This is a genomic window from Enterobacter sp. 118C5 (assembly GCF_034107645.1).
Lineage (GTDB): Bacteria > Pseudomonadota > Gammaproteobacteria > Enterobacterales > Enterobacteriaceae > Enterobacter > Enterobacter nematophilus.
The window spans coordinates 223,017-243,526 of record NZ_JAWNEU010000003.1 but is presented as its reverse complement, the minus strand read 5'-3'; the positions used below and the strand labels follow the sequence as shown (position 1 = coordinate 243,526).

19 protein-coding genes are annotated in these 20,510 nt (G+C 57.9%); 15 read left to right on the top strand and 4 right to left on the bottom strand.

The window, feature by feature from the left end; translation table 11 throughout:
- Window positions 1-31 precede the first annotated feature (31 nt).
- Both UTO39_RS08810 and ybiJ read left to right on the top strand, forming a co-directional pair.
- The gene (locus UTO39_RS08810; protein WP_320726977.1) at window positions 32-298 is read left to right on the top strand and encodes a DksA/TraR family C4-type zinc finger protein; all 267 of its coding nucleotides are present in this window, start codon (window positions 32-34) and stop codon (window positions 296-298) included.
- Between the two features lie 286 nt (window positions 299-584).
- Window positions 585-845, top strand: a complete 261-nt coding sequence (ybiJ, locus tag UTO39_RS08805; protein ID WP_237991935.1) for a DUF1471 family protein YbiJ — start codon at window positions 585-587, stop codon at window positions 843-845.
- Between the two features lie 114 nt (window positions 846-959).
- On the opposite strand, the gene ybiB is transcribed toward ybiJ, so the two are convergent.
- Window positions 960-1,922 (bottom strand): DNA-binding protein YbiB, encoded by a 963-nt coding sequence (gene ybiB / locus UTO39_RS08800; protein WP_061098797.1) that lies wholly within the window; start codon window positions 1,920-1,922, stop codon window positions 960-962.
- A 256-nt stretch (window positions 1,923-2,178) separates the two neighbouring features.
- Between ybiB and UTO39_RS08795 the strand changes: the two genes are divergently transcribed.
- From UTO39_RS08795 to UTO39_RS08775, 5 genes are all read left to right on the top strand, one after another.
- Window positions 2,179-2,715, top strand: a complete 537-nt coding sequence (locus UTO39_RS08795) for a fimbrial protein (RefSeq protein WP_320726976.1) — start codon at window positions 2,179-2,181, stop codon at window positions 2,713-2,715.
- 69 nt (window positions 2,716-2,784) lie between these two features.
- The gene (locus tag UTO39_RS08790) at window positions 2,785-3,459 is read left to right on the top strand and encodes a molecular chaperone (protein ID WP_320726975.1); all 675 of its coding nucleotides are present in this window, start codon (window positions 2,785-2,787) and stop codon (window positions 3,457-3,459) included.
- A gap of 24 nt (window positions 3,460-3,483) precedes the next feature.
- Window positions 3,484-6,027: a fimbria/pilus outer membrane usher protein gene (locus UTO39_RS08785; RefSeq protein WP_320726974.1), complete on the top strand. Its 2,544-nt coding sequence runs from the start codon at window positions 3,484-3,486 to the stop codon at window positions 6,025-6,027.
- Window positions 6,028-6,049: 22 nt separating this feature from the next.
- Window positions 6,050-7,039 carry a fimbrial protein gene (locus UTO39_RS08780; RefSeq protein ID WP_320726973.1) on the top strand — a complete coding sequence of 330 codons (990 nt, stop codon included), beginning with the start codon at window positions 6,050-6,052 and terminating at the stop codon, window positions 7,037-7,039.
- Window positions 7,040-7,044: 5 nt separating this feature from the next.
- Window positions 7,045-7,548 (top strand): fimbrial protein, encoded by a 504-nt coding sequence (locus UTO39_RS08775; RefSeq protein ID WP_320726972.1) that lies wholly within the window; start codon window positions 7,045-7,047, stop codon window positions 7,546-7,548.
- On the opposite strand, the gene dinG is transcribed toward UTO39_RS08775, so the two are convergent.
- Both dinG and rhlE read right to left on the bottom strand, forming a co-directional pair.
- Window positions 7,535-9,712: an ATP-dependent DNA helicase DinG gene (gene dinG, locus UTO39_RS08770; RefSeq protein ID WP_320726971.1), complete on the bottom strand. Its 2,178-nt coding sequence runs from the start codon at window positions 9,710-9,712 to the stop codon at window positions 7,535-7,537. The genes UTO39_RS08775 and dinG overlap by 14 nt on opposite strands.
- A 97-nt stretch (window positions 9,713-9,809) precedes the next feature.
- Window positions 9,810-11,192, bottom strand: coding sequence for an ATP-dependent RNA helicase RhlE (gene rhlE, locus UTO39_RS08765; RefSeq protein WP_061098803.1), 1,383 nt, complete (start codon window positions 11,190-11,192; stop codon window positions 9,810-9,812).
- 205 nt (window positions 11,193-11,397) lie between these two features.
- On the opposite strand from rhlE, the gene cecR reads away from it, so the two are divergent.
- Genes cecR through UTO39_RS08740 form a run of 5 tightly spaced genes read left to right on the top strand, consistent with a single transcriptional unit; the run spans window position 11,398 to window position 17,038 of the window.
- On the top strand, window positions 11,398-12,075 hold the full coding sequence (gene cecR / locus UTO39_RS08760) for a transcriptional regulator CecR (RefSeq protein ID WP_320726970.1): 678 nt from the start codon (window positions 11,398-11,400) through the stop codon (window positions 12,073-12,075).
- On the top strand, window positions 12,072-13,067 hold the full coding sequence (gene hlyD, locus UTO39_RS08755; RefSeq protein WP_320726969.1) for a secretion protein HlyD: 996 nt from the start codon (window positions 12,072-12,074) through the stop codon (window positions 13,065-13,067). The genes cecR and hlyD overlap by 4 nt, the downstream gene beginning before the upstream one ends.
- Entirely contained in the window at window positions 13,060-14,799 is a 1,740-nt protein-coding gene (locus tag UTO39_RS08750; RefSeq protein ID WP_320726968.1) for an ATP-binding cassette domain-containing protein, read from the top strand. Before hlyD ends, UTO39_RS08750 begins: the two co-directional genes overlap by 8 nt.
- The gene (locus tag UTO39_RS08745; RefSeq protein WP_320726967.1) at window positions 14,789-15,922 is read left to right on the top strand and encodes an ABC transporter permease; all 1,134 of its coding nucleotides are present in this window, start codon (window positions 14,789-14,791) and stop codon (window positions 15,920-15,922) included. The genes UTO39_RS08750 and UTO39_RS08745 overlap by 11 nt, the downstream gene beginning before the upstream one ends.
- Window positions 15,923-15,931: 9 nt before the next feature.
- A complete protein-coding gene (locus UTO39_RS08740; protein ID WP_253541296.1) occupies window positions 15,932-17,038 on the top strand; it encodes an ABC transporter permease in 1,107 nt (368 codons plus the stop codon).
- Here UTO39_RS08740 and UTO39_RS08735 read toward each other — a convergent pair.
- A complete protein-coding gene (locus UTO39_RS08735) occupies window positions 17,000-17,410 on the bottom strand; it encodes a YbhQ family protein (RefSeq protein ID WP_115874544.1) in 411 nt (136 codons plus the stop codon). The genes UTO39_RS08740 and UTO39_RS08735 overlap by 39 nt on opposite strands.
- A gap of 133 nt (window positions 17,411-17,543) precedes the next feature.
- Here UTO39_RS08735 and UTO39_RS08730 point away from each other — a divergent pair, with 133 nt between their 5' ends.
- Genes UTO39_RS08730 through UTO39_RS08720 form a run of 3 tightly spaced genes read left to right on the top strand, consistent with a single transcriptional unit; the run spans window position 17,544 to window position 20,502 of the window.
- On the top strand, window positions 17,544-18,305 hold the full coding sequence (locus UTO39_RS08730) for an endonuclease/exonuclease/phosphatase family protein (protein WP_151412767.1): 762 nt from the start codon (window positions 17,544-17,546) through the stop codon (window positions 18,303-18,305).
- Window positions 18,302-19,540, top strand: a complete 1,239-nt coding sequence (gene clsB / locus UTO39_RS08725) for a cardiolipin synthase ClsB (protein ID WP_320726966.1) — start codon at window positions 18,302-18,304, stop codon at window positions 19,538-19,540. Before UTO39_RS08730 ends, clsB begins: the two co-directional genes overlap by 4 nt.
- Window positions 19,540-20,502, top strand: coding sequence for a YbhN family protein (locus tag UTO39_RS08720; RefSeq protein ID WP_266178485.1), 963 nt, complete (start codon window positions 19,540-19,542; stop codon window positions 20,500-20,502). The genes clsB and UTO39_RS08720 overlap by 1 nt, the downstream gene beginning before the upstream one ends.
- Window positions 20,503-20,510: the final 8 nt, after the last annotated feature.

The following is a 20,510-nucleotide window of genomic DNA, read 5'->3' as shown; positions in this document are numbered from 1 at the left end:
GCAGGGTATATACCGATTGCAGGAGGATGCTATGGCTTCCGGCTGGGCGAATGATGACGCCGTTAACGAACAGATCAACAGTACTATTGAAGATGCGGTTGCGCGCGCTCGCGGGGAGATTCCGCGCGGCGAAAGTTTGAAGGAGTGCGAAGAGTGCGGAGAGCTGATCCCTGAGGCGCGGCGTAAAGCCATTCCCGGCGTAAGGTTATGCATCAGCTGCCAGCAGGATAAAGATTCAAAAAATGCTTCACATTCAGGTTATAATCGCAGAGGATCGAAAGACAGCCAGCTACGTTGACTTTCCTTTACCTAAGTTAACCGCGTGGGCGCTTACCTTTACGCTCACGAATTTTAGCGAACCGCGTAGCAAAATGTGCCCTTCATCTATCTTCTGTAAAGCGCAGCAACAAGAAGTGTAAAGCGCAACTTTGATTTAATTAATAATCAATAAGTTATTTGTCATTCAATTTTTTTGATTGACCACGTCAATTCTCTTCGATTTTATCCCCCCGAAAAAAACGTGATACTTATCACATCGACGGAACATCGTCCCCTTAACAGAAAACACCTGCGAGAGATTAATTATGAAAACCATCAAATATGCTGTAGCTGCTGTTGCCCTGTCCGCTCTGTCTTTTGGCGCATTCGCCGCAGAGCCTGTTTCATCAACTCAGGCCCAGAGCATGAATAAAATCGGTGTGGTGAGTGCAGAAGGCGCAACCACGCTGGACGGTCTGGAAGCTAAGCTGGCTGAGAAAGCGGCGGCTGCCGGTGCAAGCGGATACACCATCACCTCCGCTAACACCAATAACAAACTGAGCGGTACTGCGGTTATCTATAAATAATTGCCTGAATGAATGCTGTACCCTCGCCAAACCCTCTGGTGAGCTGCTCCAACCCTCATTGACCCTGTTGTTACCCTTGTTTGCCCGTCCGCCACTGGACGGGCTTTTTTTTGCCTAAAACGACTGCGCCACGCGCTGTAACCCCGCTTCCACCGTCTCAACCTCCCCTGTCGCCAGCAAGCAGCAGGCCATTTGCAGCTTGATGGACTGTGGAACCGGCACATTCCCGGCCAGGCACTGCGTAATCCAGTGCGCGGTAACCTGCGGATCTTTCGACTCCGGCAGGAGAACATCGCTGTTGTCTTCCCCACGCTCGAGCACAACGCGCGTACCGGCAGGATCGATCAGCATCAGCTGAGGGCAGCGCTGTGGATTGGCATAAACTTCACCTTCCGTACCGTGCATCAGCAGCGCCCTGCCGCCAATCTCCTCAAAAAATTTCCCAACACGCCCCACGTATTCCGGGTGTGAGACGCTGGAAAGTCGCAGTGCGGCGTCTTCAGCAAACGGCGTCGCCAGCTTCGCCAGAGTATGCGCGCTGTTGCGCACGCCCATGCGCCAGCGCATGTCCAGCTGCTTTTCCAGCGGCGGGCAGAGCGCGCGCACGGGAATATAGACCGGCTGGTTCCCCTCCAGCTTTGCCTGCGCCTGGCCGGCATGAAGAGTCGGTTCAATGCCCAGCAGTTCAAAGATGGTTTCTGTCAGCACGCGCGTGGGATCTTCGCTGACCCCGTGTACCACCACCGGGAACCCCAGCTTATGTAATAAGATCGCCAGCAGCGGGGTCAGGTTTGCCTGCTTGCGCGCGCCGTTATAGCTCGGGATTACGATCGGCATCGGTTTTGCCACCGGCGGCGTTAAGCGCAGCGTTTGCGCCTGCATCGCCTCGTAGAAACCGCGCATCTCCGCTTCGCCTTCACCTTTGATGCGCAGCGCAATCAGGATTCCGCCCATCTCCAGGTCCGGTACCTCGCCATTGAGCATACGGGTATACAGGGCGCGAGCGGTCTCATGGTCCAGATCGCGGGCGTGGTTTTTGCCCCGGCCTACCTCTTTGATAATCTTGCGATAATCCACGACATCTCTCCTGAAAATATCATCTTGTTAACAATATAGCCCCGTTGAACGTCTGGACGTTAGTTTTTTTCGACACAATCAACGCTCTGTTTTTATGGCGAAAAATGAAACTCAAGCATTATTTCAATTATTTGTGATTTCTACAGAAGATTCTTAACGCATCAATATTTGATTAAATAACCAGCGGAAAGTCATTAAGGGTCAACGGTGAAAACGTCCAGGCAACGCTATCACCAGAAACATACCAGGATTTGTTATGAACAAGGTTGCTTTAGGTTTAATCATCGCCGCAATGATAGGATGTTCTGCATCCGCATTTGCGACAACAAACGGTGAAGGTCAGATCAATTTCACCGGTGAAATTATCGATTCTGCTTGTCAGGTCGTGAATGGGTTAAGTAACCCATTAAATGTTCAGCTGGGTAAAGTGTCTAAAACGGTATTTACCGGCGCAGGCTCTACCAGCACATTAACGAAGTTTGATATTCAGTTAACGAATTGCCCGGAAACGGTCACTTCCGCTGCGATTAACTTCGGCGGTACGCCGGATGCGAATAACAACGCCACGCTGGCCTTAACGCCGGATACCGATGCGGCTACGGGTGTCGCTATTCAGCTGGTTGACGCGTCAGAGCAGCCAGTCACCCTGTATACGCCGTCTCAGCAATATCCATTAGCCTCCGGCACGGCGGTTAACGATCTTGAGTTCGGCGCTCGTTATATCCAAACCGGCGCTGCGATTACCGCAGGCCCTGCTAACTCTGTATCGACCTTCACCGTTATTTATAACTGATCTTATCAATCCTGAGATATTAATGCTTTTGCGGGCATTAATATCTCATCTATTTATTGAGAAATCTTTATGCGCCACGGTTATTTACTGAGCACTCTTTTACTGGTAGCCGCCACTGCACATGCGGGCGTCATTATTAATGGCACCCGTCTGGTCTATCAGGGAGATAAAAAGGAATCCTCTCTTGGTCTTTCAAATCCAGATGCGACGGATTATCTGGTGCAGTCCTGGGTTGATTCCGGCGGTAAAAACCCGGCCAAAGCCCCGTTCCTGATCACCCCGCCGCTTTTCCGTCTGGATGCAAAAGAAGATAACGTTCTGCGCGTGGTGCGTACGGGCGGAAATTTACCGGAAGACAGGGAATCCCTGTACTGGTTGAATATTAAAGCCATCCCTTCCTCAAAACACGTTGAGGGGATAAATACGCTGCAAATCGCCATTAATACTCGAATCAAATTACTGTATCGCCCGTCTGCGGTAAAAGGCAGACCAGAAGATGTGGCCGATAAACTTGAATGGCGCCGCGAAGGTAATGAGCTGGTGGTGAATAACCCTACGCCGTTCTATATGAATTTCCAGACCGTTACGCTGAATGGTCATAAAATCACTAAAGCCACCTGGGCCGTGCCGAAAACGGAAACGCATTTTGCTCTACCTGGCAATGTCGGGGGCTCAAGCGTCACGTATTCCATTATTACTGATTACGGCAGCATCAGCCATACCTGGTCGAAATCCGTTCATTAATACTTCCCCGGTAATAAAATAATCATGTACAGCGATAAAAAGCCGTTCACCTGCCGATTTTCGTCATTGCTGGTCATTCTTTGTGGCCTGGCAATGGCGATCTTTGCGCAGCAGGTTATGGCTGATGATTATTTTAACCCGGCCCTGCTGGATATTGATAATCCCCAGCAGGGGAAAACCGATTTGTCCGTCTATGAAAAAGGCCCAGGCCAGGCGCCGGGTAAATATCAGGTCGCGATATTTATCAATAACAATAAAATTGATACCCGCGATGTCACCTTTACTCTGCAAAAAGACGCTCAGGGCAACAGCACGCTGCAACCTTGCTTTACCCTGGACGATTTAAAAAGCCTCGGCATCAAAACCAAAAAATATACGCAGCTGATGGCCAAAGGCCAGTGCGCCGATTTACACGCCATCCCTGCCGCATCCGCGACTTTCCGCGTTCGCAACCAGCAGCTGCTGCTGAGCATTCCCCAGTCGGCGCTCGGTCAGGTGCCTCGCGGTTACATTGACCCAAAAGAATTTGACGAAGGGATCAACGCGGGCCTGCTTAACTACAGCGCAAACGCCAGCCAAAGCCATGCGCGCCAGCAGGGTGAACAGGACACCAGCAGCCAGTACGTTAACCTGCGTCCAGGTTTGAACATTGGCGCGTGGCGCGTTCGCAACTATTCCACCTGGAATCGCAGCACCACGGGTAAGGAGGAGGACCAGAAATTCACCTCCGTTTATACCTACGCGCAGCGCGACATTGTGGCGATGAAAAGCGACCTCACCGTCGGCCAGAGCTCCTCCCCTTCCGACGTTTTTGACAGCGTCCCCTACACCGGGGTGGAGCTGAAATCCGATAACGACATGCTGCCGGACAGTGAAAAAGGCTACGCTCCCATTATTCGCGGCACCGCCCACAGTAACGCGCTGGTGGTGGTACGCCAGAACGGGTACATCATTTATCAGAACACGGTCGCACCGGGCGCGTTCGAAATTAACGATCTCTACCCCACCGGCAGCAGCGGCGATCTTCAGGTCACCGTGAAAGAGACCGACGGCAGCGAAAGCCATTTCGTGGTGCCGTTTGCCTCCGTGCCGGTATTGCAGCGTGAAAAAAACCTGCGCTACAGCGTGACCGCCGGGCGCTATCGTTCTTATGACAAAGACGTGGAAAAGACCCCGTTTGCCCAGGGCAGCGCCATCTACGGTTTACCCTACGGTTTTACCGCCTACGGTGGCGTGCAGCAGAGCAGCCATTATCAGTCTCAGGCGGCAGGTATCGGGAAAAACATGGGCGATTTAGGGGCGTTCTCGATCGACGTCACCCGCGCCAAAGCCCTGTTGAAAAAACAGCAGGCCAGCAAAGGCCAGTCGTGGCGCGTGCGTTACAGCAAAGATATCGCCCGCTCTGGCACCAACTTCACGCTGGCGGGCTACCGCTATAACAGCAAGGGGTTTTACACCCTCGAAGACACCATGGAGTCCTATACCCACTCTGACGACTGGTCTGCACCTCAGCAGCGCCGCGCCCGAACCGAAGCCACCATCGACCAGACGCTGCCGGAAGGCTGGGGGTCCGTCACCCTGAGCATGGTGAAAGAGACGTACTGGAGCCAGAGCCAGAACATGACCTCCTTGAGCGTCAGCTACAACAACAGCTGGCACGGCGTGAGCTACAGCCTCAGCTACAGCATGAACAAAAACACCAGCGACAGCGATGAAGACGGTAATGAGGTCACGAACGACAACCAGTTCTCGCTGAGCGTCTCGGTGCCGCTGGACCACTGGATGCATAACACCTGGGCCACGTACAACCTGAACAACACCAAAGACGGCACGACGCAGAATATCGGCCTGAACGGCACGGCGCTGAAAGAAGACAACTTGAACTGGAACATCCAGGAAGGGCTGAGCAGCACCGGCAGCGGTAACTCCACCAGCATCAACGCCGACTACAAAGCGACCTATGGCGAAGTGAGCGCAGGGGTCAGTCAGGACAAATATCAGCAGACCGTGAACGTCGGTTTGCAGGGCGGCGTGGTTGCCCATGCTAACGGGATAACCCTGAGCCAGCCGCTCGGTGAGACCATCGCGCTGGTAAAAGCGCCGGGAACCCACGGGACGCACATCGCGAACCAGACGGGCGTTGAGACCGACTTCCGCGGCTACACCGTCGTGCCGTTTGTTACCGCGTATCGCCACAACACCATTGCGCTGGATACCGAAACGCTGCCGGACGACGCCGACGTCACCCACGCGGCGCAGATCGTCACCCCAACCCGCGGGGCCGTGGTGCGCGCCAGCTTTAATACCCGCGTAGGTAACCGCGTGCTGATGACGCTGACACAAAATGGTAAACCGCTGCCCTTCGGCGCAACGGTCACCACCGAGGATAAAGACAGCGAATTTATTGTCGGGAACGACGGCCAGACCTACCTGTCGGGTCTGCCACAGCAAGGGCATCTCAACGTTTCCTGGGGACAGGAGGCGAGCGAGCACTGCGTCGCTGACTATGCGCTAACGGATGAGAAAGAGAAAACCAGCATCATTAACGCTGCCGCGCAGTGTCATTGATCTACCGTTCAGGCTAACGATTATGCAAATGATTAAACAGTGCTTTTACTTACTGGTTCTGGGAACCGCCGCGTTATTTATGCCGCATGCGAAGGCGACCTGTACAACGCCGGACCTGCCGAAGATGATTAACGTGGCGTCAATCTCCGTTCCGACAACGCTGGCGGTAGGTGAGACCATTCCTGGAACAGAACAGGTTGCCCATGTCGCCGGTAACTGCGATCAGGCCGCAGATAGCGGCCTGGAGATCGTATCCTGCTACTACGGTACGGGAGCAGAGATCCCAGGACTAAAAGGTGTCTACGACTCTGGTGTTCCCGGCGTTGGGGTGGCATTGATGAACGATCGGGGGCAGCGCATCAGCGGAGCAGGCGGCGTTAACTGCATCTCAACGGGAACGCCGGTGGGGTATGTTTCCAGCGATGGCAAACAGAGCTTTAATTTTGACGTTACGCTGGAGCTGGTCAAAACCAGCGATACGGTAGCGTCTGGCACGCTCGATCAGAGCCAGACTCGTTTTGGTATCGGGGTGTATCACCACGAAGGGATCGGCAACCCTAACGACATCGCCTATGCGGGCAACGTCATCCTTAAAGAGGTCACCTGCTCCGTCCTGCCAAAAAACCTGACGGTTAACCTTGGAGATTTCCCGGTCAGCGACTTTGTCAGCGTGGGGATGCTCTCCTCTCCAGCGCAGAATTTTGACGTCACGGTGCACTGCGACAGCACCGTGCAGCCCGAAGTAAAGATCACCAGCTCAAACGGCTATGAAACGGCGTTTGAAGGAGTGCTGAAACTCACGCAGCAGCCCGGAGCCGCAACGGGAGTCGGCGTCAGGATGCTGTTCGACAACAACATTGCTACCTTCGATACCTACGTCAATACCCGAAGCGAAGCCATCGCCAACGAAACGTTGACCATACCGTTTGAGGTGCGGTACGAGCAGGTCAGCGATGTGGTCACACCCGGTCCTGCAAACACCGTTGCTACCATCACTCTCGCCTATAAGTGACCAACATGAAAAAGACCATTGCGATTCTGGCGCTGGGGCTGATTGCCCAGGCTCACGCTGACGACATTCAGATCCAGATGACGGGGAATATTTACGCCAACACCTGCGTCATCGACAGCGCCAGCCGAAACCTGACGGTGGATCTGGGCCAGGCGGTGTCGGGCAGCTTTAAAGACGTGGGCGATACCGGCGAGTGGAAAGACTTTTCCCTTTCTGTGTCGCACTGCCCGGCCACGCTTGCTCTCGCCACGGCCTTTTTCTACGGCCAGCCCGACAGCGCGCACCCGACTAAGTTCGCCAATATCGGCAGCGCAAAAGGGCTGGCGCTGGAGCTGGCAGACCGTCAGGACAAAATACTGATTGCCCCGCAGGCGGCCTTTAACGTCGCCATTAACCCGAGTGACCACACGGCCACGTTTCCGTTGTCTGCACGCTATTACGCTACCGCCATGCCCGTCACCGCCGGCACGTTCAGCAGCGTGATTCAGGTGACCTTCACTTACCAGTAGGAACGCGCCTCTTAGCACGGATGCTTTTTCCACGCCCGGCGGTCAGTTTTGCCGGGCGTTTTTTTACCTCCGGCACCTCCGGCTGTTCAATCGGGAAAACAGGCAGCGCGTTCAGCAAACGCTGACCGTAGTTTTTGGTGAGCAGACGCTTGTCGTAAATCACCACCTCGCCCCAGCAGCCGTGGCTACGAATAAGACGCCCCACCTGCTGAATCAGGTTAAACGACGCCGCAGGCAGGCTCTGCACCTCAAACGGATAGCGATTGAGGCTTTTCAGCCACTCGCCTTCGGTGATCACCACCGGGCTGTCGATGGGCGGGAAGGCGATTTTATGGATATGCACCTGCGTCAGGTAGTCACCCTTCAGATCCAGACCTTCGGCAAAAGACTGTAGTCCCACCAGCACGCTGCGCTCGCCGCTGTCGATGCGCTTGCGGTGGGTTTCCACCAGCCGGTAACGTGGCTGGTCGCCCTGCACCAGCAGGAGTAAACGCAGATCGGTAACGTGTTCGAGGAAACGCTGCATCGCGCGCCCGCTGGCAAACAGCACCAGCATGCCGGGGTATTTTTTGCTCTCGACCTGCTCGCGGAAGTAGGCCGCCATCTCGGCAATGTGCTGCTCTTCGTTGTCGATAAGCGGCTCGAATTTCATGCGCGGAATGACCAGCTTGCCCTGCTCGCAGTGGTTAAACGGCGAGTCCAGCGCCACAAAACGGTCGCCCGCTTTCTCCTTCAGGCCGCTCATCTCCTGTAGCCTGGAGAAGCTGTTCAGGGAGCGCAGGGTCGCGGAGGTGACCACCACGTGCGGCACGCTGCGCCAGATGAGCTTTTCGAGCTGATCGGCCACGCGGATGCCCACGCAGTGGAAAAAGAGGTGCACCTGCCCGTCCCGCACTTCGCGGGTGGCCCATTTGGTGACCGGCGCGCCCGAGGCCTGCGCCATCGAGGCCAGCCGCCAGAGCTTGCTCTGCGCTTCGAACATCCCCAGCGCGCGGTTCATCTGCAGCAGGATGCGGTGCAGACGCACCACGTCGTGCGAGCCGGTTTTCTCGCTGAGGTCGTTCAGGAACATCTCCGCCAGTCCGCGCAGCTTTTCCAGATGCTTTGCCAGCTGCTGGCAAATCTCCATCACCTCTTCCGGTAGCTCCCCCATCGCAAAGCGGTGTTCCGCTTCCTGGGCGGCGGGAAGATAGAGGTTCAGGATGTTGTTCAGGGACGAAATAAGGCTATAGACCTCTTCGCAGTGCTCGCTCAGCCGCTCAGGGACCGCTAGAGGCGGCGTGGTTTTCGGGCGGAACTGCTCCATGCAGGTCGCCACCAGCTTGCAGAAGAGATCGAGCTGCAGGCGGAACCACGGCGCCGTAATTTCAGCGCTCATCTCCAGCGCGTCCCGCGCCACGTCCGGCAGATGGTGGCCTTCGTCGAGCACCAGCAGCAGGTTTTTGGGTTCCGGCAGCACCGCTTCGCTTTCGAGCGCGGCCATCACCAGCGCGTGGTTGGCGACAACCACTTCGGCTTCCTGGATCTCGCGCCGGGCGACAAAGAACGGGCACTCGCGGTAGTAGTGACAGTTGCGGTTCAGGCAGCTCGCTTTATCGGTGCTGAGCCTGCGCCATAAGTCGTCGCTAATCGCCAGGCTGGTGTGATCCCGCAGCCCGTCCCACTTATAGCCGTCGAGTTCGGCTTTGAGCTTTGCGCACTGCTCCTGCTCTGCCTTGTTGTTTGGCGTCAGCTCATCATCCAGAAAGGCGAGCAGATCCTGCTGCGAGGGCTCGCTGCTGGCCAGCGCCGCCAGGTTACGCGGGCATACGTAGCGCCCGCGTCCAAAGGCGGCGGTAAACCGGAGGTCGGGGATGATTTTGCGCAGCAGGGGTAAATCTTTGCTGAAGATCTGGTCCTGCAGCGCCACGTTGGCGGTGCTGACCACCAGCGTTTTGTCCTCCTCCCGCGCTATCGCGATGCCGGGAATGAGGTACGACAGGGTTTTCCCGACGCCGGTCGGGGCTTCAATCGCCAGATGTCGCCCGTCGTCCCCGGCGAGCGTTTTTGCTACGTCGGCAATCATCTGCCGCTGCGGCGCTCGGGGGATAAAATCGGGGATCTGCTGTTGTAGCGCCTTATACCATGCGCCAATTTGCGCTTTCAGCGCCGCGGTTAAAGCCATCGGGAAACCTGAAATACTGTATAAACAGCCACTATTGTGGCACTTTCTCTTCGCTGCGGCAAAAAGAAAAGCCCGGCTTTACGACCGGGCTTCCAGATTACTGCGGGTTAGCAGGCTTGCGCGGGCGGCGTCGGCGCTGCCCTTCCCCTGCCGGTTTCCCTTCCCCGCTGCGCCACGGGCTTTCACCGGCCGGCTTGCCGTCGCTGTTACGACGCGGCGGTTTGCCCGATGACTTCGGCGCGCCGCCTTCGGCACGACGCGGCTGCTGGCCGCGACCGCCGCCGCCCTGACCGCGACCGCCGCCCTGACGACCGTTCTGAATCGGCTCGGCTTTGATGGACGGGTCCACTTCGTAGCCCGGGGTTTCGATGCGCGGGATCTCTTTCTTCAGCAGACGTTCGATGTCGCGCAGCAGCTTGTGCTCGTCCACGCAGACCAGAGAGAGCGCCTCACCGGTCGCCGCCGCACGGCCGGTACGGCCGATACGGTGAACGTAATCTTCCGGGACGTTCGGCAGCTCGTAGTTCACCACGTGCGGCAGCTCTTCAATATCGAGGCCGCGGGCAGCGATGTCGGTCGCCACCAGCACGCGGATGTCGCCGGATTTGAAGTCCGCCAGCGCGCGGGTACGCGCGCCCTGGCTCTTGTTGCCGTGGATCGCCGCGCTGCGGATGCCGTCTTTATTCAGCTGTTCCGCCAGGTGGTTCGCGCCGTGCTTGGTGCGGGTGAAGACCAGCACCTGCTGCCAGTTACCCTGGCCGATCATCTGGGAGAGCAGCTCCCGCTTGCGCTTTTTATCCACAAAGTGAACGTGCTGCGTCACCTGCTCGGAGGCGGTGTTGCGGCGCGCTACTTCCACTTCCAGCGGGTTATGCAGCAGCTTTTCCGCCAGCGCCTTGATCTCATCGGAGAAGGTCGCGGAGAAGAGCAGGTTCTGGCGACGCGGCGGCAGCTTAGCCAGCACGCGACGAATATCGTGGATGAAGCCCATGTCGAGCATGCGGTCGGCTTCGTCCAGCACCAGAATTTCAATGCTATCAAGCTTCACCGCGTTCTGGTGTTCCAGATCCAGCAGACGGCCCGGCGTTGCCACCAGCACGTCCACGCCGCCGCGCAGCTTCATCATCTGCGGGTTAATGCTCACGCCACCGAAAACCACCAGCGAGCGGATGTTGAGGTAGCGGCTGTACTCACGCACGTTCTCGCCAATCTGGGCCGCCAGCTCGCGGGTTGGGGTGAGGATCAGCGCGCGCACCGGACGACGGCCTTTGGCATGCGGCTGGTTTTTTACCAGCAGCTCTAACAGCGGCAGCGTAAAGCCCGCGGTTTTACCGGTACCGGTCTGGGCGCTGGCCATCAGGTCACGGCCCTGAAGCACGGCCGGAATAGCCTGCTGCTGGATAGGGGTTGGCTCAACGTAGCCCTGCTCTGCGATCGCGCGCAGAATTTCCGGGTTCAGGCCAAGGGAATCAAAAGACATAAAAACTCCGAACCGCCCCGACCATCACAGGTGTAGTTTTCAGGGAGATATCACGAATAGAAGGACAAAAACCACAATGTCGCGAAGGTGCGGAGTGTAGCAGCTTTTGTGACGTGGCGCATAAAATATCCCTGTCGTATCCCTCGACGGATTAGCGATTCAGGTATAATTTTAATCAATCGATTGATTAATTTTTAATACCACCATGAATACGACACCGACGACAACCAAAGGTGAACAGGCCAAAAGCCAGCTTATCGCCGCCGCGCTGGCGCAGTTTGGCGAGTATGGCCTGCATGCCACCACGCGGGATATCGCCGCCCAGGCCGGGCAAAACATTGCGGCCATTACCTACTATTTTGGCTCAAAAGAGGATTTATACCTCGCCTGCGCCCAGTGGATTGCCGATTTTATCGGCACCAACTTTCGCCCGCACGTTGAGGAGGCCAGCGGGCTGCTGAGCCAGCCGACGCCGGATCGTACCGCTATCAGGCAGCTTATTCTCAATGCCTGTCACAATATGATCCGCCTGCTGACGCACGACGATACGCTCAACCTGAGCAAGTTTATCTCCCGCGAGCAGCTCTCCCCCACCGCCGCCTACCAGCTGGTACACGATCAGGTGATTGCCCCAATGCACACCCATCTGACCCGGCTGATTGCCGCCTACACCGGACGGGACGCGAGCGATACCGACACCATTTTGCATACCCACGCCCTGCTGGGCGAAATTCTCGCCTTCCGTCTGGGGCGTGAGACCATCCTGTTACGCACGGGCTGGACACAATTCGATGAGGATAAAGCCGCGCAGATTATCCAGGTCATCACCTGTCATCTCGATCTGATCCTGCAAGGCTTAACGCAAAGGAGCCTGAAGTCATGAAAAAACCTGTCGCCATCGTTCTGGTGGTTGTTGTATTGCTTGCCGCGGGAATCGGTGGCTGGCTGTGGTATCAGAGCCAGCAGGATCGGGGCCTGACGCTGTACGGTAACGTGGATATTCGTACTGTGAATATGAGCTTCCGGGTTGGCGGGCGTCTCGCCTCGCTGAACGTTGACGAAGGCGATGCCATCAAAGCCGGGCAGACGCTGGGGATGCTGGATAAAGCCCCCTTTGAGAACGCGCTGATGCAGGCCAAAGCCGGCGTTTCCGTCGCGCAGGCGCAGTATGACCTGATGCTGGCGGGCTATCGCGATGAAGAGATTGCCCAGGCCGCTGCCGCCGTTAAGCAGGCCAAGGCCGCCTACGACTACGCGCAGAACTTCTACAACCGCCAGCAGGGACTGTGGAAAAGCCGCACCATTTCCGCCAACGATCTGGAAAACGCCCGGTCATCCCGGGACCAGGCGCAGGCAACGCTGAAATCCGCGCAGGATAAATTAAGCCAGTACCGCTCCGGTAACCGCGAGCAGGACATTGCCCAGGCGAAAGCCAGCCTTGAGCAGGCGCAGGCGCAGCTGGCTCAGGCGGAACTGGATCTGCACGACACCACCTTAACCGCCCCGTCTGACGGCACGCTGATGACCCGCGCGGTGGAGCCGGGCAGCATGCTCAGCGCGGGCAGCACCGTCTTAACGCTCTCCCTGACCCGTCCGGTCTGGGTGCGCGCCTACATTGACGAGCCAAACCTCGGCCAGATGCAGCCGGGGCGCGAGCTGCTGCTCTACACCGACGGCCGCCCGGACAAGCCGTATCACGGCAAGGTCGGCTTTGTCTCCCCTACCGCCGAATTCACGCCGAAAACCGTTGAAACGCCGGATCTGCGTACCGACCTGGTGTACCGCCTGCGCATCATCGTCACCGATGCGGACGACGCGCTGCGTCAGGGCATGCCTGTTACCGTGACCTTAAACGACGGGGAACGTCATGAATGATGCGGTTATCCAGCTCAACGGTCTGGTCAAACGCTTCGCGGGCATGGACAAGCCGGCGGTCGCGCCGCTGAACTGCACCATTCAGAAAGGCTACGTGACCGGACTGGTCGGCCCGGACGGCGCGGGCAAAACCACGCTGATGCGGATGCTGGCGGGGCTGCTGAAGCCGGATGAAGGCTCAGCCAGCGTGCTTGGCCTGGACCCGATTAAAGACGACGGCGCGCTCCACGCTATGCTCGGCTATATGCCGCAGAAGTTTGGCCTGTACGAAGATCTGACGGTGATGGAAAACCTCAATCTGTACGCCGACCTGCGCAGCGTCACCGGTGAAGCCCGGCAGAAAACCTTCGCCCGCCTGCTGGAGTTCACCTCCCTCGGCCCGTTTACCGGGCGGCTGGCGGGCAAGCTTTCCGGCGGGATGAAGCAGAAGCTGGGGCTGGCCTGCACGCTGGTGGGCGAGCCGAAGGTGCTGCTGCTGGATGAGCCCGGCGTGGGCGTGGACCCGATATCCCGCCGCGAGCTGTGGCAGATGGTGCACGAGCTGGCGGGCGACGGGATGCTGATCCTCTGGAGCACCTCCTACCTCGACGAAGCGGAGCAGTGCCGGGACGTGCTGCTGATGAACGAGGGCGAACTGCTCTATCAGGGTGAACCGACCGAGCTGACGCAAACCATGGCCGGGCGCAGCTTCCTGCTGCACAGCCCGCAGGAGTCTAACCGCAGGCTGCTCCAGCGGGTGCTGAAGCTGCCGCAGGTGAGCGACGGGATGATTCAGGGCCGCTCGGTGCGCGCGATCCTCAAAAAAGAGGCCACCGTCGACGATATTCGCCGTGCGCCAGGCATGCCTGAAATTGAAATGGACGAGACCGCCCCGCGCTTTGAAGATGCGTTTATCGACCTGCTGGGCGGTGCGGGCACGTCAGAATCGCCCCTTGGCGCGATCCTGCACACGGTGGAAGGCACTCCGGGCGAAACGGTGATCGAAGCAAAATCGCTCACCAAAAAATTCGGGGATTTCGCCGCCACCGACAACGTGAATTTTGCCGTGAAGCGCGGCGAGATATTTGGCCTGCTCGGGCCGAACGGCGCGGGAAAATCGACCACCTTTAAGATGATGTGCGGCCTGCTGGTCCCGACGTCCGGCAAGGCGCTGGTGCTGGACATGGATCTGAAAGTCAGTTCCGGCAAGGCGCGCCAGCATCTCGGCTATATGGCGCAGAAGTTCTCGCTGTACGGCAACCTGACGGTCGAGCAGAATCTGCGCTTTTTCTCCGGCGTGTACGGCCTGCGCGGGCGGGCTCAGAATGAAAAAATCCGCCGCATGAGCGACGCCTTCGGGTTAACGAATATTGCGTCACACGCCACCGACGAGCTGCCACTCGGCTTTAAGCAGCGGCTGGCGCTGGCCTGCTCGCTGATGCACGAGCCCGATATTCTGTTTCTGGATGAGCCCACCTCGGGCGTTGACCCCATTACCCGCCGCGAATTCTGGCTTCACATCAACAGCATGGTGGAAAAAGGGGTGACGGTGATGGTGACCACCCACTTTATGGACGAGGCGGAGTACTGCGACCGCATCGGGCTGGTGTATCGCGGCAAGCTGATCGCCCACGGCACGCCGGACGACCTGAAGGAGCAGGCCGCTGACGAAGAACAGCCAGACCCAACTATGGAGCAGGCGTTTATCACCCTCATCCACGACTGGGATAAGGAGAATACCCATGCGCAGTAGTGCCCTTTCCTGGCGCCGGGTGCGCGCGCTGTGTATCAAAGAGACGCGGCAGATCGTGCGCGACCCCAGCAGCTGGCTGATTGCGGTGGTGATCCCCCTGCTGCTGCTGTTTATCTTTGGCTACGGCATTAACCTCGACTCCAGCAAGCTGCGGGTCGGCATTTTGCTGGAGCAGCAGAGCGAAGAGGCGCTGGACTTCACCCACGCCATGACCGGCTCGCCCTATATTGACGCCACCGTCAGCGACAACCGGCAGGAACTGATCCAGAAAATGCAGGCCGGGAAAATTCGCGGCCTGATCGTCATCCCGGTGGATTTCGCCGCCAATATGGCGCGACCGGGTGCCGATGCGCCGATCCAGGTGATTACCGACGGCAGCGAGCCGAACACCGCGAACTTCGTGCAGGGCTACGCGGAGGGCATCTGGCAGCTCTGGCAGATGCAGCGCGCCGAAGACCGGGGTGAGACGTTTGAATCGCTCATTGACGTGCAGACGCGCTACTGGTTTAACCCCGCCGCCATCAGCCAGCACTTTATTATTCCGGGCGCGGTGACCATCATCATGACGGTGATCGGCGCGATACTGACCTCGCTGGTCATCGCCCGCGAGTGGGAGCGCGGCACCATGGAGGCGCTGCTCTCCACCGAGGTGACGCGGGTTGAGCTGCTGCTGTGCAAGCTCATCCCCTACTACTTCCTCGGCATGCTGGCGATGCTGCTCTGCATGCTGGTCGCGGTCTTTATCCTCGGCGTGCCGTACCGCGGCTCGCTGGTGGTGCTGTTCTTTATCACCAGCCTGTTTTTACTCAGCACGCTGGGAATGGGGCTGCTCATCTCCACCATCACCCGCAACCAGTTTAACGCCGCGCAGGTGGCGCTGAACGCCGCCTTCCTGCCGTCGATTATGCTCTCCGGGTTTATCTTCCAGATAGACAGCATGCCGGCGGTGATCCGCGCCGTGACCTACGTCATTCCGGCGCGCTACTTCGTGAGCACGCTGCAGAGCCTGTTCCTGGCGGGGAATATTCCGGTGGTGCTGATTATCAACACCCTGTTTTTGATGGCGTCGGCGGTGATGTTTATCGGGTTGACGTGGCTGAAAACCAAGCGGCGACTGGATTAAGGAGCGCACATGTTTCACCGTTTATGGACACTGATCCGCAAAGAGCTGCAGTCCCTGCTGCGCGAGCCGCAAACCCGCGCCATTCTGGTGCTGCCGGTGCTGCTTCAGGTTTTACTGTTCCCGTTTGCCGCCACCCTTGAGGTCACTAACGCCACCATTGCCATTTATAACGAAGACAACGGCAAACACGCCGTCGAGCTGACGCAGCGCTTTGCCCGGGCGAAGGCTTTTACCCATATCCTGCTGCTGAAAAGCCCGCAGGAGATCCAGCCCACCATCGACACGCAAAAAGCGCTGCTGCTGGTGCGCTTCCCGGCGGATTTCTCCCGCAACCTGGATACCTTCCAGACCGCGCCGATGCAGCTGATCCTCGACGGGCGCAACTCCAACAGCGCCCAGATAGCGGCCAACTACCTGCAGCAGGTGGTGAAGGATTATCAGCAGGAGCTGATGGAGGGCAAACCGAAGCCCAACAACAGCGAGCTGGTGGTGCGCAACTGGTACAACCCGAATCTGGACTACAAGTGGTTTGTGGTGCCGTCGCTGATCGCCATGATCACCACCATCGGAGTGATGATCGTGACTTCCCTTTCCGTTGCCCGCGAACGCGAGCAGGGCACGCTGGATCAGCTGCTGGTCTCGCCGCTCGCCACCTGGCAGATTTTCGTCGGCAAAGCGGTGCCGGCGCTGATCGTCGCGACGTTCCAGGCCACCATCGTGCTCGGCGTGGGGATATTTGCTTACCAGATCCCGTTTGCCGGATCGCTGGCGCTGTTTTACTTCACGATGGTGATTTACGGGCTGTCGCTGGTGGGGTTTGGGCTGCTGATTTCGGCGCTCTGCTCCACGCAGCAGCAGGCGTTTATCGGGGTATTCGTCTTTATGATGCCGGCGATTCTGCTCTCCGGATACGTTTCGCCCGTCGAGAACATGCCGGTGTGGCTGCAGGATTTAACGTGGATAAACCCGATTCGACACTTTACGGATATCACCAAGCAGATCTATCTGAAGGATGCGAGTCTGGACATTGTCTGGGGGAGTTTGTGGCCGCTACTGGTCATAGCGGCCACGACGGGCTCAGTGGCCTATGCGATGTTTAGACGCAACATTGCGTAGCTTTTTCTCTTTGGTGAGCAGCGACACTACCGCTGGCCCTGCGAGAATTGCCAGACCCGCCAGGGCCAGCAGCAGGTTGTTTTGCAGCACGCGTGACAGCAGCCAAAGCACGATCATCGCGGCACCAAAGTACCAGGTGGTGGTGAGCTCTTCGAGCACATCACCTACCTCGCGCCAGCGCGCTTCATGGTGGCGCTGTAAGAACAGCATCGACAGCACGGTGACGCCATAGAGGACGCATAGCCCTAAGCCAACACGCACCAGCGTGCCGCTCATCCAGCCCATCACCAGTACGGCCACGACCAGTAAATGCAACATTATCTGCCAGCAACTCAAACCGGTTGCGACACGAACACGTTGTTGCCACTTCATGGCTTCTCTCCTGAAGGATTTTTCTCTGCTTAATCAGACTACCGCACTTTACGGAAAATTCCGTAACGCCGCATCTTTTTGTGACGCCGACTACACTTTATTTTCATCGGGATAGTCACCCAGGAAGGTGTTTATGAGCAAAAAAACGCAGCATTTCTCGCTTAAGGTGCTGACGATTAACATTCATAAGGGCTTCACAGCATTTAACCGCCGCTTCATTTTACCGGAGCTGCGCGACGCGGTACGCACCGTCAGCGCGGACATTGTCTGCCTGCAGGAGGTGATGGGCGCGCACGAGGTACACCCCATGCATTTCGAAAACTGGCCCGATACGCCGCACTATGAATTTCTGGCCGACACCATGTGGAGCGATTACGCTTACGGCCGCAACGCGGTCTATCCGGAAGGCCATCACGGTAATGCGGTGCTGTCGCGTTTTCCTATCGAACATTATGAGAACCGGGACGTTTCCGTCGGGGAGAGCGAAAAGCGCGGGCTGCTTTACTGCCGCATTACGCCGCCGGATCTTGACGTTCCCGTTCACGTGGGCTGCGTTCACCTCGGACTGCGTGAAGCCCACCGTCAGGCGCAGCTGGAGATGCTGGCTGACTGGACCAATGCGCTGCCGGAAGGCGAACCCGTGGTGGTGGCCGGAGATTTTAACGACTGGCGGCAGCGTGCCAACCACCCTCTGAAGGTGAATGCGGGGCTGGAGGAAATTTTCACCCGGGCACATGGTCGTCCCGCACGGACGTTTCCCGTGCGCTTTCCCCTGCTGCGCCTGGACCGCATCTACGTGAAAAATGCGCATGCCAGCAGCCCGACGGCGCTGGCGTTACTTAACTGGCGACATCTTTCCGACCATGCCCCGCTGAGCGCGGAGATCCACTTATGAAATGCACATGGCAGGAAGGTAACCGTATTACGCTGCTGGAAAACGGCGATAACTTTTATCCGGCGGTCTTTGAGGCGATTAGCCACGCACAGCAGAAAGTCTACCTTGAAACGTTTATCTGGTTTGAAGACGACGTTGGCAGGCAGTTGCACAGCGTACTGCTGCATGCCGCCCGGCGCGGGATAAAAATCGAGGCCCTGCTCGACGGGTATGGCTCGCCGGATCTTAGCGATGAATTTGTTAACGAGCTCACCGCCGCTGGCGTGGTGTTCCGTTACTACGATCCCGGTCCGCGCCTGTTCGGCATGCGAACCAACCTGTTCCGCCGCATGCATCGCAAAATCGTGGTGGTGGACGAAACGGTGGCGTTCGTGGGCGGCATTAACTACTCCGCCGAGCATATGTCGGATTACGGCCCGGAGGCCAAGCAGGACTACGCGATCCGCATTGAGGGACCGGTGGTTCAGGACATTCAGCTGTTCGTGCTGGAAAACTTGCCCGGTAAAGAGGCCGCTCGCCGCTGGTGGCGACGCCGTCATCGCCCGGAAGAGAACCGCAAGCCCGGCGAAGCGCAGGCCCTGTTTGTCTGGCGGGACAACGAGGAGCATCGGGACGACATTGAACGTCATTACCTGAAGATGCTGGCCAATGCGAAGCGCGAAGTGATTATCGCCAACGCCTATTTCTTCCCCGGCTACCGTATTCTGCACGCCATGCGCAACGCGGCCCGACGCGGCGTGAGCGTTAAACTGATTGTGCAGGGCGAGCCGGATATGCCGATTGTGAAGGTGGGCGCCCGCCTGCTCTACCGCTACCTGGTGAAAAGCGGCGTGCAGATTTATGAATACCGCCGCCGCCCGCTGCACGGCAAAGTGGCCGTCATGGATGACCACTGGGCAACCGTCGGCTCCAGTAACCTCGATCCGCTGAGCCTGTCGCTTAACCTGGAAGCGAACCTGATCATCCATGACCGTCAGTTTAACCAGACCCTGCGCGATAACCTTCAGGGGCTTATCCATAAGGACTGCGTGCGGGTGGATGAATCCATGGTGCCGAAACGGAGCTGGTGGAACGTTGGCATCGGCGTGGTGGTGTTCCACTTCCTGCGCCACTTCCCGGCGATGGTCGGCTGGCTGCCGGCGCATACGCCGAAGCTGGCGCAGGTGGATCCGCCGGTACAACCCGAAATGGAAACCCAGGACCGCATTGAAGCGGAAGATGGAGGCAAACCCTGATGTCAAAATCTCATCCTCGCTGGCGGCTGGCAAAAAAAATCCTCACCTGGGTGTTCTTCATTGCGGTCGCGGTACTGCTGGTGGTGTACGCGCAGAAAGTGGACTGGGAGGAGGTGTGGAAGGCTATCCGCAACTATAACCGGCTGGTGCTGCTGGGCGCCGCAGGGCTGGTTGTCGTCAGCTACCTGATGTACGGCTGCTATGACCTGCTCGGGCGCGCCTACTGCGGCCACAAGCTGGCTAAACGTCAGGTGATGCTGGTGTCGTTTATCTGCTACGCCTTTAACCTGACGCTGAGCACCTGGGTCGGGGGGATTGGCATGCGCTATCGCCTGTACTCGCGGCTTGGCCTGCCGGGTGGGACCATCACGCGTATTTTCTCACTAAGCATCACCACCAACTGGCTGGGCTATATTCTGCTCGGCGGGGTGATTTTCACCATTGGCGTGGTGCAGCTGCCCGCGCACTGGTATATCGACGAAGCCACGCTGCGCATTCTCGGCGTCGTGCTGCTGCTGATTATCGCCGTGTATCTGTGGGCCTGCGCCTTTGCTAAGCGTCGCCATATGACCATTAAAGGGCAGAAACTGGTCCTGCCGTCGTGGAAGTTCGCGGTGCTGCAGATGGCGGTATCCAGCGCCAACTGGATGGCGATGGGGGCAATCATCTGGCTGTTGATTGGCGAGGACGTGAATTACTTCTTCGTGCTGGGCGTGCTGCTGGTGAGCAGTATCGCCGGGGTTATCGTGCATATTCCGGCGGGGATTGGGGTGCTGGAGGCGGTATTTATCGCGCTGCTGGCCGGAGAACATGTTTCACAGGGGACGATTATTGCCGCTCTGCTCGCCTACCGCATGCTCTATTACTTCCTGCCGCTGGCGCTGGCAACGGTCTGCTATCTGGTGCTGGAGAGCCGGGCGAAGAAGCTGAGGGCGAAGAACGAGAAGGCGATGGCGAAATAATCCCCCCT

What these genes read in the sequence shown, in the direction of transcription:
- UTO39_RS08810 (WP_320726977.1), top strand. Translation starts at nt 32, where the DNA reads ATGGCTTCCGGCTGGGCGAATGATGACGCCGTTAACGAACAGATCAAC.
- ybiJ (WP_237991935.1), top strand. Translation starts at nt 585, where the DNA reads ATGAAAACCATCAAATATGCTGTAGCTGCTGTTGCCCTGTCCGCTCTG.
- hlyD (WP_320726969.1), top strand. Translation starts at nt 12,072, where the DNA reads ATGAAAAAACCTGTCGCCATCGTTCTGGTGGTTGTTGTATTGCTTGCC.
- clsB (WP_320726966.1), top strand. Translation starts at nt 18,302, where the DNA reads ATGAAATGCACATGGCAGGAAGGTAACCGTATTACGCTGCTGGAAAAC.
- rhlE (WP_061098803.1), bottom strand. Translation starts at nt 11,192, where the DNA reads ATGTCTTTTGATTCCCTTGGCCTGAACCCGGAAATTCTGCGCGCGATC.
- cecR (WP_320726970.1), top strand. Translation starts at nt 11,398, where the DNA reads ATGAATACGACACCGACGACAACCAAAGGTGAACAGGCCAAAAGCCAG.
- UTO39_RS08745 (WP_320726967.1), top strand. Translation starts at nt 14,789, where the DNA reads ATGCGCAGTAGTGCCCTTTCCTGGCGCCGGGTGCGCGCGCTGTGTATC.
- dinG (WP_320726971.1), bottom strand. Translation starts at nt 9,712, where the DNA reads ATGGCTTTAACCGCGGCGCTGAAAGCGCAAATTGGCGCATGGTATAAG.
- UTO39_RS08790 (WP_320726975.1), top strand. Translation starts at nt 2,785, where the DNA reads ATGCGCCACGGTTATTTACTGAGCACTCTTTTACTGGTAGCCGCCACT.
- UTO39_RS08785 (WP_320726974.1), top strand. Translation starts at nt 3,484, where the DNA reads ATGTACAGCGATAAAAAGCCGTTCACCTGCCGATTTTCGTCATTGCTG.
- UTO39_RS08780 (WP_320726973.1), top strand. Translation starts at nt 6,050, where the DNA reads ATGCAAATGATTAAACAGTGCTTTTACTTACTGGTTCTGGGAACCGCC.
- UTO39_RS08740 (WP_253541296.1), top strand. Translation starts at nt 15,932, where the DNA reads ATGTTTCACCGTTTATGGACACTGATCCGCAAAGAGCTGCAGTCCCTG.
- UTO39_RS08730 (WP_151412767.1), top strand. Translation starts at nt 17,544, where the DNA reads ATGAGCAAAAAAACGCAGCATTTCTCGCTTAAGGTGCTGACGATTAAC.
- UTO39_RS08795 (WP_320726976.1), top strand. Translation starts at nt 2,179, where the DNA reads ATGAACAAGGTTGCTTTAGGTTTAATCATCGCCGCAATGATAGGATGT.
- UTO39_RS08735 (WP_115874544.1), bottom strand. Translation starts at nt 17,410, where the DNA reads ATGAAGTGGCAACAACGTGTTCGTGTCGCAACCGGTTTGAGTTGCTGG.
- UTO39_RS08750 (WP_320726968.1), top strand. Translation starts at nt 13,060, where the DNA reads ATGAATGATGCGGTTATCCAGCTCAACGGTCTGGTCAAACGCTTCGCG.
- UTO39_RS08775 (WP_320726972.1), top strand. Translation starts at nt 7,045, where the DNA reads ATGAAAAAGACCATTGCGATTCTGGCGCTGGGGCTGATTGCCCAGGCT.
- UTO39_RS08720 (WP_266178485.1), top strand. Translation starts at nt 19,540, where the DNA reads ATGTCAAAATCTCATCCTCGCTGGCGGCTGGCAAAAAAAATCCTCACC.